A 13,459-nucleotide genomic window follows, 5' to 3' on the forward strand; every position below is an offset into this window, starting at 1 on the left:
GTGTCGGCGGTTGGTCGGAGTTGGTCGCCGGGTGGGTCGCTCGTCGGTGCCGGGAAAAATTCGGCGACACCCCGGATTCGCCGACCTACCGTGGCCCCATGAGCCGTCCCGTATCCCACATCGACGTCCGCTCGATCACCGAGTCCGACATCCCCGACTGGAGCCGGGCCCTGAACACCGGCTTTCTGCGCCCGCCCGACGTCGCCGAGACGGAGGTCGCGGACCGGGCGTCGTACATCGTCCCGGCCCGCACCCTCGGTGCCTTCGACGCCGGCCGCTGTGTCGCCACCTTCCGTTCCTTCGCGCAGGAGATCACCGCCGTCGGCGGCGCCACCGTCCCCGCCGACGCCATCTCGAACGTCACCGTCACCCCGACCCACCGACGCCGCGGCCTGCTCAGCCGGATGATGGCCCACGACCTGGCGGCCGCGAAGGACCGCGGGGACGTCGTGGCGACCCTGATAGCCGCCGAGTACCCGATCTACGGCCGCTACGGCTTCGGCCCCGCCACCTGGACCGCCGAGTGGACCGTCGACGTCCCCCGCACCGGCCTCGACCCCAGATGGGCCGGCCCCGAGGACGGCGGCCGTATCGACATCGTGGACGGCGCGGAGGTGCGCAAGATCGGCCCGGAGCTGTTCGAGCGGGTGCGCCGGGCGCAGCCGGGTGCCGTCGACCGGGACGAGCGGTGGTGGCAGGTCAGCACCGGGGCGGTGCGCCTGGACCGGTCCCCGTGGACGGAGCCGTTCTTCGCCGTGTACCGCTCGGCGGGCGGCGAGGTCGAGGGGCTGGTGAAGTACAAGGCGGACGACCACTGGGGTGACGGCAAGCAGCCGCTCAACACGGCGTCCGTGACCTGGCTGATCGCGGCGACGCCGGAAGCGGAGCGCAACCTGTGGCGCTACCTCTGCTCGATCGACTGGATCACGACGGTCAAGAGCGGCTGGCGGGCCCCCGACGACCTGCTGCCCTTCTTCCTGCCCGACCCGCGCGCGGCCAGGATCACGACGCTGGCGGACTGGCTGTGGGTGCGGATCCTGGACGTCGTACGGGCTCTGGAGGCGCGTACGTACCAGGGGCAGGGCGAACTGGTGCTGGAGGTCGTGGACGGGGCCGGGTTCGTGGGCGGGCGCTACCGGCTGCAGGCGGCGGCGGACGGGTCGTCCTGCACGCCGACCACGGCGGCCGCGGACCTCACGCTCGACGTCGCCGACCTGGGTGCCCTGTGGCTGGGCGACGAGTCCGCCGTACGGCTCGCCGCGCTGGGGCGGGTGCGGGAAGAACGAGCGGGCGCCGCCAAGGTGGCCGACGCCCTGCTGCGTACGTCCAGGCGGCCTTGGTGCCCGGACATGTTCTGAGACTCCTCTCTGCCGACGACTGGTCTGCTCATCCGTAGCGAGCTGTTCGGTTGTGGTTGTTGATCAGCGGTGCCTGTTCAGTTGCTGCTGTTCAGTTGTGGCTGTGCGATCGATGTTCAGTTGTCGATGTGGAGTTGTGACTGTGCTGACCGTCCGGGCTCCCGGCTCCCCTCCGGAAGGGAGCCCGGCCGGCCGAACCTGGTCCCCGGGCCTTCGTGAGAAGACCTAGTGGGCGAGCAGCATGACGAGGATCACCGCGCCGATGCCGCCGATCATGGTGTTCTTGGCCTTGATACCGATGGACAGGGCGAGAAAGGCGATGATGCCCATCGGCCCGTACTTCCACTGGATGAGTTGCTCGAATCCAATGACGAGCGCGGCGACGGCGAGGTAGACGAGCGGCATGCAGGTCTCCCTTCGGGGACGATGGTCGACAGAACCGACGCTTGTGGCCAACACTCTTGAAGCTTGACCATGTTGCTTAAGTTGGCGACCAACTTCACTGTACTTATCACCGCTTGGAAGCGACTCATAACCACCTTCCCGGGAACTGCCTAAAGATGGCGGGAAGTTGTAGGGTTTGGTCGTGGAGCCGAATCATGCCTCCGTCAACGGACGGAAGAGGTCACAGCGGCCACAGAAGTCACACCGGGAGGTGGCCGACGAGCTGCGCGCCCGGATCACCTCGGGCGAGTTGCGGCCCGGCCAGCGCATGCCCACCCAGGCCAGGCTCGCCGACGAGTTCGGCGTCGAGCGCGGAGCCGTACGGCAGGCGCTGCGCATCCTCCAGTCGGAGCATCTGCTCACGAACGTCTCCAAAGGCGCCCCGGCCACCGTCGCCCCCGACCTTGGCAAGGCGCTGACCGGCCCCGGAGCCCCGCCGGCGTCCACCATGGTGGCCCTCGCCCCGCGTATCGCGTCCGCCTTCGCGGCCCCGCACGTGGAGATCGACGCCCTGTGCCTCACCGCGGTCTCCCTCACGCTCGCCATCGGCGAACCGCTCCGCCAGATCCACGCCGGACGGCTGAAACCGGCCAAGGTCGACTTCCGTGTGCTGCTGCCGAGCCGGGACATCCCGCTCGCCTTTCCCACGCCCGTGGACGACTCGTCCGACGACGTCGACTTACAGCTCCAACGCCGCTGGCTGGCCCAGCGCAACGCCCAGGGCCAGGTGCTCCGGCACAACCTGCTGGCGCTGCGGGCCACGCACGGCATCGATGTGCGTGTCACCTTCCGGGCGCTGCCGTTCACGCCGCCGGTGAAGCTGTACCTGCTCAACGGCACGGAGGCGCTGTTCGCTTACTACACGCTCAGCCGCCGCGAGGTGGAGATCGGGCAGCAGCATCTGGAGATGTACGACGCTCCGGGCATCCAGTCGACGCTGTTCGCCTTCGAGCAGGGGGCCGGGCTGCGGGACATGACGTTCGTGGAGCAGTCGCACGTGTGGTTCAACGCACTGTGGGAGACGATCAGTTCGGAGCTGGTGCTCACGAGCTGATCGTCCCCCACAGCGTTTGATCCGGGGTTTTCATAGGGCGGGTCCCGAGACCAGGATCGCGAGGACGACGGCCCCTATGGAGCTGACAGCCGGGCTCTTGGCCTTGATGCCTATGGTGAGCAGCAGCAGGCCGATGATGCCGGTGGCGCCGTACTTCCACTGGAGGGTCTGTTCGACGCCTACGACGAAGACGGCGGAGAGGAGTGCGAGGACGGGCATCGGTGTTTCCCCCTTCGGGCTGCTGGGAATGGAACGATTACTTCCGCCAACTCAACCAACTTGGCACCAACTCTGACTAAGTTGTCCCCACTTGGCCCCTACTTTGAAACAAGCTACAAACAACTCCCAATAGATGGGTGCGAGTTGTAGCGTTTTGGTCGTGACCCAGGAGAACGTGGCAGTGAACGGCAGCAGGAGACTCTCGCCCCAGGAGATCGCCGACGTCCTGCGGGAGCGGATCCGCGTCGGAGAGCTCAAGGCGGGCGACCGCCTGCCCACTCAGGCCGAGCTGGCCGAGGAGTTCGGCGTGGAACGAGGCACCGTACGCCAGGCCCTGCGCGCGCTCCAGGAGGACGGCCTTCTCACCAACGTCAGCAAGGGCAGCCCGCCCCGGATCGCCCTGCCCACCACCACGCGGGGCGCCCCCCAGCCGACGATGGTCAGCCTGGCGCCCCGGCTGACGGAGGCCTTCGCCGCACGGCACGTCCGCGTCGACGTCGTCTGCCACACCTCCGAGACCCTGATGCTGGCCCTCGGTGAACCACTGCGCCTCATCCACGAGGGCTCGATCCACCCCGAGTCGATCGACGTCCGCATCCTGCTCCCGTCGCGGGACATCAACCTCGCGTTCCCGGTACTGGTGGAAGGCCGCGGCGAGGGCGACCCGGTCCACGACCGCTGGCTGGCGATGCGCAACGCCCAGGCGCAGGTGCTGCGGCACAACCTGCTCGCCATACGGTCCACGCTGGGCATCGATGTGCGCGTAGCCTTCCGCGCCTTGCCCTTCACCCCGCCGGTGAAGCTGTACCTGCTCAACGAAACAGAGGCGCTGATCGGGTACTACGTCCTCACCGAGCGGCAGGAGGAGTACGAGAGCCAGACACTGGACATGTACGACGCCCTCGGCTCCAAGTCACTGCTGTTCTCGTTCGTCGAGCAGGCCGGTCAGCGCGACGCCGCGTTCGTCGTGGAATCCCAGAAGTGGTTCGACGCCCTCTGGGAAACCATCACGACTGACCTGACACTCTCCTAGTGACTTCTGATACGAAGCAGACTGAACCCGTGACCGCAGAGACAGAGAACGACACGGAACGGTTCCGGGAACTGATCACGCGCGCCCGCGTCGTGCTCTGGGACTTCGACGGACCCATCTGCCGGCTGTTCGCCGGGCACAAGGCCGAGCTGGTGGCGAACGACTTGGTGGAATGGCTGGAGGGGCGGGGACTCCACGGACTGCTGACGGACGACGAACGGGAGTCCCTGGACCCGCATGTCGTCCTGCGCGCCGTCGACCGCCGGCACCCCGGCAGCGACCTGGTGGCAGAACTGGAGGAACGTCTCACCCTGGAGGAACTCCGAGCCACCTCCTCTGCGATGCCCACCCCGTACGCCGATCCGCTGATACGCACCTGGGCGGCGATCGGATCCAGACTGGCCATCGCCACCAACAACTCCCCCCGGGTGGCCTGTGCCTATCTCGAAAGCCGCGGGCTGCTCTCCAGCTTCAGCCCCCACATCTACGGCCGCACCCAGGACCTCCACCACCTCAAGCCGGACCCGCACTGCCTCAACCGGGCCCTGAGCGCCATGGGGGCGGCTCCCTCGACCGCCCTGATGATCGGTGACGCGCCGTCGGACCTCGCCGCCGCGAAGAGCGCCGGCGTGCCCTTCCTGGGCTACGCGCGTAACGGCTCCAAGGAGAAGCTGTTGCGGGAGGCGGGGGCCACCTCCGTCGTGGATTCGCTGTCGTCGGTACTGAGCCTGCTCCGCGAAATGGCCTGACCCACCAGCCCGCGACACCCGACCGACTCTCACGGCGATCGGACCGCCGGCGCGGGCATGACGATCACCAGGCGAGTGGTGAAGACTGGATGGATGCCTCACGACCCCGGCGGACTCCTGTTCGTAGCGCTCGGTCTCATCCTTGTCGCTGCCGGCTATGTCTGGAGGGGACGTGTCCTGCGCCCCCTCTCGGCGAAACGGGCCCAGGCGGCCGTGATCCGGGACCGTTCCAGAACCCTGCTGCGCTCTGCGGACATGGCGATCGCCGAAGCGCGCCGCCTGGCCGCACGCGGCGAACCAGCCATCGTCACGGTCGGAGACGTGACCAGGGTGGCGCGCCGGCACTACGGGCACCTCTTCGTGGAGCGCGAAGAGGCAGCCGCCGCCCTCCGCCAGCGCTATGAGGCCGCCGACTGCCGGGTGGACTGCATGACCGACGCTTTCAACTGACGGCCTCCTCGGCGAGCGCTTGATGCCAGGGGCGCCGGAGCCGGGCGCGCGAGTAGCTCCGAACGGGTTGTCTCCGTCGTGGCGTGGTCCGGAGCGAACAGGTTGGGGCAAACCGGCGGTCGTCGCCCGGACGTGCGCGAATACCTTTGTGCAACGTGCCACAAGGGCCGGAAAGTTATGCACTTGTGGGCAAGATCTTCAGTCCGAGGCGCTAATCTCGGCCACCGTGCCCCCTCTGCCCCACGGAGCGCGCCTGTCGCTCGCGCACCGCCTTCTGGAGTCCCGTCGACTCCGGGGCAAGAGTGAGGTGCTCACGGGTCATCACAACACCAACTATGTGCTGCGGGTAGGGCTTTTGCTGGCCCTGGTCATCGGTGTCATGCCGTTCACGCGGTTCAAGTACCGGGTGCCGCTGAAGACGGTCGAGGTCGTCCCGCGCATCTGGCCGCGAGAGGCCGATGTCCTGGAAGTCGTATGCCGGTATCTGCGCGAGGTGCCGCGCTGCCTCGCCGTGCTGGGTGAGCTCGGCGACCGCTCCCTGCACCGGTACCTCAGGGGCAAGGCGCTCAGCGAGTGGAATCCCCACGGCGCGATCGACGAGAAACTGATGCGGGAGTTCGCGGCGTTCTTCGTCAGGACCGCCAAGGTGCCGGTCAAGGAGCTCCCGCCGGCCCCCGAGGGCTGGCCGGCCGACGGCGACAGCGACGCGTTCCTGCACTGGCTGGTCGACTTCACCGAGCAGCGCGTGCACCAGCCCAACCGGGACCGGTTCGGTGACCTCTTCGACGCGGTGGGGATTCCCCAGGACGCCATGACGGCATTCAAGGAAAGGCACCAGGGCCTGACCTCCCGTCCGTTCAAGCTCCTGCACACCGATGTCCACCGCGCCAATGTCGTGGTCCGCCGCGGCCGGATCTCGGTGATCGACTGGGAACTTGCGATATACGGAGATCCCCTGCACGACCTGGCGACCCATGTCGTACGGATGGGCTACGGGCGGCCGGAGCGAGACCGCATGGTCGAGCTCTGGGCCGAGGCGATGGCGGAGGCCGGCTGCGCCGAGCTCACCGCCGGTCTGCGCGAGGACCTGGACACCTATCTGGACTTCGAATACGCGCAGTCGGTTTTCCCCGATGTCATGCGCGCGGCGCTCGATCTGCCGGCCCATGCGGAGGAAGAGCACTTCCGGGCCGCGGGCGAGCGGGTGAGCCGGGCCATGACCCGGGCCCGTCGGCCCTTGCGGCTCGTGGCGGTGCCGGACCGCGAACAGATCGTGGAAGCCCTGCGGAAATGGCACAGCCTGTCCGCACCGACCGTGGCTTCGTGACCGCGACCCCTTCCTGAGGGCGCATCCCAGTGGGCACCATGAGCGGGCTCGATTCAAGTCGCGCGCTCTCAGGGGGAATTGGTGTCGGATTCAGGGCGCTCATGGAGCGACAGACTCACGGAGGGGTGGGGCCGTGCGGAGTCCACCCTCACCCGGCTGTTCCTGGTCGCGGTCTTCGTCCTCGGACTGGTGGCCCAGTTCGTGAAGCCTGTCGGGGACGCGCTGGCGGACAAGGTCTATCTGGGCGGGGCGCTGCTCACCGTCGTCGGGTTCGTGCTCTACGCCGAGGTGCAACGGCTCAACGCCGCCCACACCGCACGGGCAGAGACCGAGGAGGCCCTGGACACCGTGGTGCGACGGCTCGACGGCGAGGTGCAGCGGCTGGGCGCGGTCATGCGGCCGCGGGCGGGAGAGGTGGTCACGCCGAGAGAGCTGGAGCGCGAGTTCCAGCAGGCGCTCGAGGCCGGGGGAGAGGTCCGGCTGACGGCGATGGGTTTCACCGGCGAGACATTCGCCACCCCGCTCAAGAACATTCTTCAGGGGCTGGCCAGGGACCCGCTGCGAAATGTGAGCCTGCGGGTCCTGGTGCCCGACTTCACTCGGCCGATCGAGGTCCCCGGACTGGTGGACCCCGAGGGCAAGGTCTCCGACGCCCCGGAATTCCGCGCTCATCTGCGGCGGCAGAGCGCGGAGTACGAGCGCAGCCTGAAGCACCAGATACGCCGGATGGCCGTCGCCGAGCGGGGGACGCTCACGGTCGAGTTCCGGGTGCTGCACATGTCGCCCTGGCTCAAGCTCTACTTCATCAACAACGACGTCGTCTACGAAGGCATCTACGACAAGATCGACCTGCGGCCCGATCCGTGGGCGGCCGAGGCGGACGCCGACCGCTCAGGACCGCACACCTCCGACGGCCGGCTGCTGGACCTCATCGGCTACGACTCCCTGCTGACCCGGTGGTCGACGGACGGCGGCGAACCCGCCCGGAAGGTCATCGCGCGCCGCCGCGAGCTCTTCGAGACGCTGTGGAACGCCGCGCGGGACCCGGCGCACACGCCCCCTCTCCCCGCCCGGCCCGACGCTCCCTGACCGCGGATGGGCGCCGCGTAGGCTCGCCTGCATGAGCGACACAGGCACCTCAGAGATCGGGCTGCGGGAGCGCAAGAAGCGGCGGATGTACGAGACCGTGTCCGAGACCGCCATCCGGCTCTTCATCGAGAAGGGCTTCGACGCGGTGTCCGTCGCCGAGGTGGCCGCCGCCGCCGAGATCTCCAAGCCGACGTTGTTCCGGTACTTCCCGGCGAAGGAGGACCTCGTCCTGTACCGGATCGCCGATCACGAGGACGAGGCCGCGCGGGTCGTGCGGGAGGGGCCCACGCCGGTCGAGGCTCTGCGGCGGCACTTCCTGGACGGGATCGAGCGGTGCGATCCGATCACCGGCCTCAATGATCATCCCGCGGTGCTCGCCTTTCACTCGCTGGTGTACGGGACCCCGGCCCTCGTCGCCCGTATGTACGGCTACCTGGAGCGCTCGGAGGCCGCGCTCGCAGAGGCGCTCGGCGGTGGGCTCGACGCGCGGCTGGCAGCCGGGCAGATCGTCGCCGTGCAGCGGATCCTCGCGCAGGAGAACTGGCGGCGGATCTCGGCCGGGGAGCCGGTGGCCCGGGTGAAGAAGGACGCGGTGACGGCTGCGGAGCGGGCGTTCGGGCTGCTGGAGGCCGGGTTGCCGCCCTCGGTCGGCCACGGGCAGCCCGTGTGAGGTCGAGTAAATAATTTAACTCGGTTGCTTTATTTCGGTACGCTTCCTGGAATGACGCCAACCGACCCCGCCCTGCGGCACACCCTCATCCGCGAACGCGCCCACCACGACCGCTGCCGCACCGCCCTCGCCGGCATGGTCGAGGGCGCCGACGAACAGGTCGTCATCGGTGAGAACGCCTCCGCGTCCGGCGCCGACGCCGAGGTCCTCGGCCACCGACTGCGCAGCCAGGCCAAGGCGCTGCACGAACTGCCCGAAGGGCCGCTGTTCTTCGGGCGGCTGGATTTCACCGGCGGCGAGCACCAGGCGCTGCACATCGGCCGGCTGCGGATCAGCGAGCACCCCGCCGAGCCGCCCCTCGTCGTCGACTGGCGCGCCCCCGTCTCCCGCGCCTTCTACCAGGCATCCGCCCGCGCCCCGCAGGGCGTGGCCGTACGCCGGCGATTCGGCTGGGCGCCGGGCAGCCGCGGGGAGTCCGGCGACCTGACCGGCCTGGAGGACGAGCACCTCGACCGGGGCGAGTCCAGGGCGAGCGAGATCGTCGCCCGGGAGATCGAACGCCCCCGCGTCGGGCCGATGCGGGACATCGCCGCCACCATCCAGCCCGACCAGGACGATCTCGTACGCGGCGACCTCGCCGTCTCCCTGTGCGTGCAGGGCGCCCCGGGCACCGGCAAGACCGCCGTCGGCCTGCACCGTGCCGCGTATCTGCTCTACACCCACCCGCAGCGCATCCGGCGCGGCGGTCTGCTGATCCTCGGACCCAACCGGACCTTCCTGTCGTACATCTCCGCGGTGCTGCCCGCGCTCGGCGAGACCGGCGTGCGGCAGTCCACCCTGCGGGACGAGATCGCCCGGCATCCGGTCAAAGGTGCCGACGGGCATGAAGCGGCCGTCGTGAAACACGACGGGCGGATGGCGGAGGTGCTGCGGCGGGCGCTGTACGCCCGGGTCGGCGCGGGCCCGGGCGGTGGCGGCCCGCTCGCCGTGCCCGAGGGCTCGTACCGGTGGCGGGTCTCGGAAGGGCGGCTGTCGCGGATCCTGGCCGGGGTGCGCGACGAGGAGCCGCCGTACGCGGTGGGGCGGGAGCGGGTGCGGACCCGGATCGTGCGGGTCATCCAGGAGCAGGCCGAGCGGCGCGGCGGGCCGCCGGGTGCCGCGTGGGTGCAGAAGATCTCGCGGGCGCGGGAGGTCGGGGCGTACGTCGACGCCGTATGGCCACGGGTCCGGCCCGAGGAGGTCGTGGCCCGGCTGTTCATGGAACCGGACGCGTTGGCGGCCGCCGCCGACAGGCTGCTCGACGCCGAAGAGCAGAAGGCGCTGCTGTGGGACAGGCCGCCGCGGTCGTGGAAGTCGGCCCGCTGGTCGGCCGCCGACCTCGTGCTCCTCGACGAGGTGGCCGGGCTCATCGAGCATCCGCAGGGGTACGGCCATGTCGTCGTCGACGAGGCGCAGGACCTGTCGCCGATGGAGTGCCGGGCGATCGCGCGTCGGGCCGCGTTTCGGCTCGTTGACCGTGCTGGGGGATCTGGCGCAGGGGACGACGCCGTGGGCCGCGCGGTCCTGGCGGACGGTGCTCGGGCATCTGGGGAAGCCGGACGCGGCGGTCGTACCGCTCACGACCGGGTTCCGGGTGCCGGGGGTGGTGCTGGAGCTGGCCAACCGTCTGCTGGAGCGGGTGGACGTGGAGGTGCCGGCGGCCCGTTCGCTGCGCGGGGACGGGGAACTGCGGTTCCGGGAGGCCGGCGGCGATCTGCCGGGCGCGGTCGTGGGTGCCGTACGGGACGCGCTGGGCCGGGAGGGGTCCGTGGGGGTCGTCGCTGCCGACGCGGATGTGGCCCGGGTGCGGGAGGCGCTGGGGGCTGCCGGGATCGAGACCGGCGGTGCGCAGGAGATGGCGGCGCGCGTCGCCGTCGTACCGGCGAGCGTGGTGAAGGGGCTGGAGTACGACCATGTCGTCGCCGTGGAGCCGGCGGCGATCGTGGAGGCGGAGGAGCGGGGGCTGCACCGGCTGTATGTGGTGGTGACGCGGGCGGTGGCGGGGCTGGAGGTGGTGCATGGGAGGCCGTTGCCGTTCTGAGCGGGTCGCGGTTACGGCCCCCATGCACCGTCGCTCTTATGCGGCGGCGTCCAGAATCGGGATCAACTGCTCCTCCTCGTAGGTCAGATGCGCCTCCAGCTCCGTCGTGAGGCGCTCCACTTCGCGGGTGGCCGCGTCCGGATCGGCGTCCTCGTCGCCCACGACCCGGCGCAGATCCTCGACCAGCTCGGCGATCCGGTCGTGCTCGTCCCGCAGTCGGGCCAGTGCGGGCGCGAGCTCGGGGTGACGCTCCTCCAGGAACGGGAACATGGCGAGGCCCTCACCGGTGTGGTGGTTGTGGAGACCGGCGCAGAAGGTGAGGCAGTTGACACGGAGTTGGGCGCCGAGGGTGCCCCCGGTGCCCTTCGCGGCCCCCTCGCGGCCGGCGTTGCTCATCTCCTCGCGGATCAGCGCGAGTTCGCGACGAAAGGCGTCGTGGACGACCTTGAGGGCCTCGCCCATGGAGGACGCGTTGATTTTCCCGGGGCCGCCCTCGGCAAGGCTGTGCAGAGCGATCACCGGGATCACCCGATCCGTCTTCTCCTGGTACGCCGCCCAGCCAGGATCCGCCTCCACGGCCCGTGCGAAGACCCGGTCCCGCTCCTCGCCGTCGAGGACGTCCGCCCGCGCCTCGTAGGTGAACGCGCCGCTCTCCACGGTGACCCGCGGGTTGGCGACGAGGTTGTGGAACCACGCCGGGTGCCGGGGCGCGCCCGCGGCCGAGGCGATGATCAGGACGCGGTCGTCGTCGGGGAGGTAGCCGACGGGGGTGGTGTGGGGGCGGCCGGTGCGGGCGCCGGTGGTGGTGAGCAGAAGGAGCCGGGCGCCTTCGAAGTAGCCGCCGACGCGGCCCTTGTTGGCGCGGAACTCTTCGATGACCTGCTGATTGAAGTCATTGGGCATGCTCAGGTTTCTCTGTCTCTTTCTCTTCGGTGGGTTCCGTTCGGTGGGTTCCGTACGGAAGGGAGGTGAAGAGAAAAGAGAGGCGGACTCCTGGCCCGCCGCCACGACCTCAATCAGAGGCCGGGCAACACCCAACTCGCTCACGGCACAAGGCCGACCCGGCAGTCATACCGGTGACAGTAGCGCAGTTGCCCCGCATGGGGTGATCCTGTTTTTCGATGCTCCTCTTCCTCGACGTCGACGGGACGCTCATCCCGTTCGGAGCGGAGCGGCCGTACCCGCGGTACGAGCCGCCCCGCACACTGCCCGGCCCGCCCGCGCACCCCCTGCTCACCCGCGTCGACCCCGCCCTCGGCGCTCGCCTGAGGCAACTGGCAGAGCTCGGCTGCGAGCTCGTATGGGCCACGACCTGGCTGGACGACGCGAACGCGGCCATCGCGCCCTGGCTCGGCCTGTCCCCGCTCAGGCTGGTGGACTGGCCCGACGAGGACGCGGAACCCTGGCTCGGGCCTCGCGCCCCGCACTGGAAGACCCGCCCGCTGGTGGCCTGGGCCGCGGGCCGCCCCTTCGTCTGGGTCGACGACGAGATCTCGGACGTGGACCGGGCCTATGTGGCCGCCCATCACCCCTCACCCGCCCTGCTCCACCGCGTCGACCACCGCTGCGGACTAACCGACGACGACTTCGCGGCGCTTCAGGAGTGGATCACCGCCGGCTGGATCACCGCCGGGAACGGCCCAGGAGCTCGGTGACCCGCATGAAGCCGTCCGTCCCGTGACCGAGCCCGATGACCCGGCGGGCCTGGCCCTCGGCGGCGCGGATCACGGCCGCCTCGATGCCGTGGGACTCGGAGGCCTGCACGATATGGGCCATGGAGGAGGCGGCGGAGGTGATCGGGTTGAGCTCGCCGGAGTATGTGCCGGCTTCGACGTCCGCCGCGAACTCCTCGAAGAGCGGCGGCAGGATCGCACCGATGCCCTGCGCGAACGGGGCCAGCTCCCGCGCCGTGATGCCCTCGGCGCGGGCCACGGCAAGAGCGTGCGCGTAGCCGGCCATCGCCGTCCAGAAGATGTCGAGCAGCGCGATGTCGTAGGCGGCCGCCCGGCCGGCATCCGTACCGAGGTGGGTGTGCGTACCGCCGAGCGTGTCCAGGACGGGACGGTGCTCGCGGTACAGCTCCTCGGGGCCGCTGAGCAGGAACACCGCCTCGGGGGTGCCGATCGTCGTGGTCGGCGTCATGATCGCGCCGTCCAGGTAGTGGATCCCGTGCCCGGCGGCCCATTCGGCGGTGTCCCGGGCACGGGCCGGGGTGTCGGCGGTCAGGTTCACGACCGTGCGGCCCTTCAGCGCGGCGGCGACGGCGTCCTGACGCAGGACGGCGTCGGAGGCGTCGTAGTTCACCACGCACACGACGGTCAGGGCGCCGGCGGCGACCGCCTCCGCGGGGGACGCGGCCGCCGTCGCACCACGGCCGACGAGCTCCCGGTCCCGTCCCGGGGTGCGGTTCCAGACGGTCACCCGCAGCCCGGCGTCCAGAAACGCGCCGGCCAGCGCCCGGCCCATCGGCCCCAGCCCGAGGACGGTGACGGCGCAATCGTGGTCGTAGGTGGGCATGACTCAACTCCCTGTAAAGTGACGATAGTTGATGAATTGATGACAAAAGGGGTGGGGGAATGACGCGTCGACGCCAAGATCCGAACGTCTGTGGAGTGACCGCCGCGATCGCGGTGATCGACGGCAAGTGGAAGACGCTGCTGCTGTGGCTGTTGGAGTCCGGCCCGCACCGCCCCGCGGAGCTGCGCCGCCGGGCCCCCGGCCTCAGCGAGAAGGTGCTGACCCAGGCGCTGCGGGAGATGGAGACGGACGGACTGGTGCACCGTGAGGTGTACGACGTATTGCCGCTGAAGACCGTCTACTCCCTGACCGGCTTCGGCCGCGAGCTGGCCGAGGCACTCGCCCCGCTCGCCGACTGGGGCCACCGCCGCCTGGAGCGGCTGACCGAGACCCAGCCGGCCTCCTGACCCGCACGCCACCTCCGTCCGCCGCCGCGTCGATCACCCGCATCAAGGGTCGGACGGCGGGG

General features: G+C 69.9%; 14 protein-coding genes and 1 pseudogene. 11 read left to right on the top strand and 4 right to left on the bottom strand.

Translation table 11 applies throughout. The features are described 5' to 3' along the window. Positions 1-98 precede the first annotated feature (98 nt). Positions 99-1,358, top strand: coding sequence for a GNAT family N-acetyltransferase (locus ACZ69Q_RS27095; protein ID WP_471046477.1), 1,260 nt, complete (start codon positions 99-101; stop codon positions 1,356-1,358). A 225-nt stretch (positions 1,359-1,583) separates the two neighbouring features. Here the strand turns inward: ACZ69Q_RS27095 and ACZ69Q_RS27100 are convergent, their stop codons facing one another. Continuing rightward, entirely contained in the window at positions 1,584-1,763 is a 180-nt protein-coding gene (locus ACZ69Q_RS27100) for a hypothetical protein (protein ID WP_030948647.1), read from the bottom strand. A gap of 175 nt (positions 1,764-1,938) precedes the next feature. On the opposite strand from ACZ69Q_RS27100, the gene ACZ69Q_RS27105 reads away from it, so the two are divergent. Then, positions 1,939-2,856: a winged helix-turn-helix domain-containing protein gene (locus tag ACZ69Q_RS27105; RefSeq protein WP_471046480.1), complete on the top strand. Its 918-nt coding sequence runs from the start codon at positions 1,939-1,941 to the stop codon at positions 2,854-2,856. A 30-nt stretch (positions 2,857-2,886) separates the two neighbouring features. On the opposite strand, the gene ACZ69Q_RS27110 is transcribed toward ACZ69Q_RS27105, so the two are convergent. Beyond that, on the bottom strand, positions 2,887-3,075 hold the full coding sequence (locus ACZ69Q_RS27110; RefSeq protein WP_062723799.1) for a hypothetical protein: 189 nt from the start codon (positions 3,073-3,075) through the stop codon (positions 2,887-2,889). Between the two features lie 154 nt (positions 3,076-3,229). Here ACZ69Q_RS27110 and ACZ69Q_RS27115 point away from each other — a divergent pair, with 154 nt between their 5' ends. The 7 genes and pseudogenes from ACZ69Q_RS27115 to ACZ69Q_RS27145 all read left to right on the top strand — a co-directional run bounded on the left by ACZ69Q_RS27115 (position 3,230) and on the right by ACZ69Q_RS27145 (position 10,473). After that, the gene (locus tag ACZ69Q_RS27115; protein ID WP_471046482.1) at positions 3,230-4,108 is read left to right on the top strand and encodes a GntR family transcriptional regulator; all 879 of its coding nucleotides are present in this window, start codon (positions 3,230-3,232) and stop codon (positions 4,106-4,108) included. 29 nt (positions 4,109-4,137) lie between these two features. Continuing rightward, positions 4,138-4,857, top strand: a complete 720-nt coding sequence (locus ACZ69Q_RS27120) for an HAD family hydrolase (RefSeq protein ID WP_471046484.1) — start codon at positions 4,138-4,140, stop codon at positions 4,855-4,857. 93 nt (positions 4,858-4,950) lie between these two features. Continuing rightward, on the top strand, positions 4,951-5,307 hold the full coding sequence (locus ACZ69Q_RS27125; protein ID WP_471046486.1) for a hypothetical protein: 357 nt from the start codon (positions 4,951-4,953) through the stop codon (positions 5,305-5,307). A gap of 226 nt (positions 5,308-5,533) precedes the next feature. Then, positions 5,534-6,634 (top strand): phosphotransferase family protein, encoded by a 1,101-nt coding sequence (locus tag ACZ69Q_RS27130; RefSeq protein WP_471046487.1) that lies wholly within the window; start codon positions 5,534-5,536, stop codon positions 6,632-6,634. Positions 6,635-6,715: 81 nt separating this feature from the next. Then, positions 6,716-7,723, top strand: coding sequence for an ATP/GTP-binding protein (locus tag ACZ69Q_RS27135; protein ID WP_471046488.1), 1,008 nt, complete (start codon positions 6,716-6,718; stop codon positions 7,721-7,723). A 31-nt stretch (positions 7,724-7,754) separates the two neighbouring features. Further along, positions 7,755-8,393: a TetR/AcrR family transcriptional regulator gene (locus ACZ69Q_RS27140; protein WP_471046490.1), complete on the top strand. Its 639-nt coding sequence runs from the start codon at positions 7,755-7,757 to the stop codon at positions 8,391-8,393. A 51-nt stretch (positions 8,394-8,444) separates the two neighbouring features. Further along, positions 8,445-10,473, top strand: a pseudogene (locus ACZ69Q_RS27145) (HelD family protein). Positions 10,474-10,509: 36 nt separating this feature from the next. Here the strand turns inward: ACZ69Q_RS27145 and ACZ69Q_RS27150 are convergent. Further along, complete coding sequence (locus ACZ69Q_RS27150) at positions 10,510-11,376, bottom strand: nitroreductase/quinone reductase family protein (RefSeq protein ID WP_471046492.1); 867 nt, start codon at positions 11,374-11,376, stop codon at positions 10,510-10,512. A 218-nt stretch (positions 11,377-11,594) separates the two neighbouring features. Here ACZ69Q_RS27150 and ACZ69Q_RS27155 point away from each other — a divergent pair, with 218 nt between their 5' ends. Then, entirely contained in the window at positions 11,595-12,128 is a 534-nt protein-coding gene (locus ACZ69Q_RS27155; protein WP_471046494.1) for an HAD domain-containing protein, read from the top strand. Here the strand turns inward: ACZ69Q_RS27155 and ACZ69Q_RS27160 are convergent. Further along, entirely contained in the window at positions 12,097-12,990 is an 894-nt protein-coding gene (locus tag ACZ69Q_RS27160; RefSeq protein ID WP_471046496.1) for an NAD(P)-dependent oxidoreductase, read from the bottom strand. The genes ACZ69Q_RS27155 and ACZ69Q_RS27160 overlap by 32 nt on opposite strands. 59 nt (positions 12,991-13,049) lie before the next feature. Between ACZ69Q_RS27160 and ACZ69Q_RS27165 the strand changes: the two genes are divergently transcribed. Beyond that, positions 13,050-13,397: a winged helix-turn-helix transcriptional regulator gene (locus ACZ69Q_RS27165; protein ID WP_471046498.1), complete on the top strand. Its 348-nt coding sequence runs from the start codon at positions 13,050-13,052 to the stop codon at positions 13,395-13,397. Positions 13,398-13,459 lie beyond the last annotated feature (62 nt).

The sequence above is a fragment of the Streptomyces sp. NPDC036764 genome (assembly GCF_055609385.1).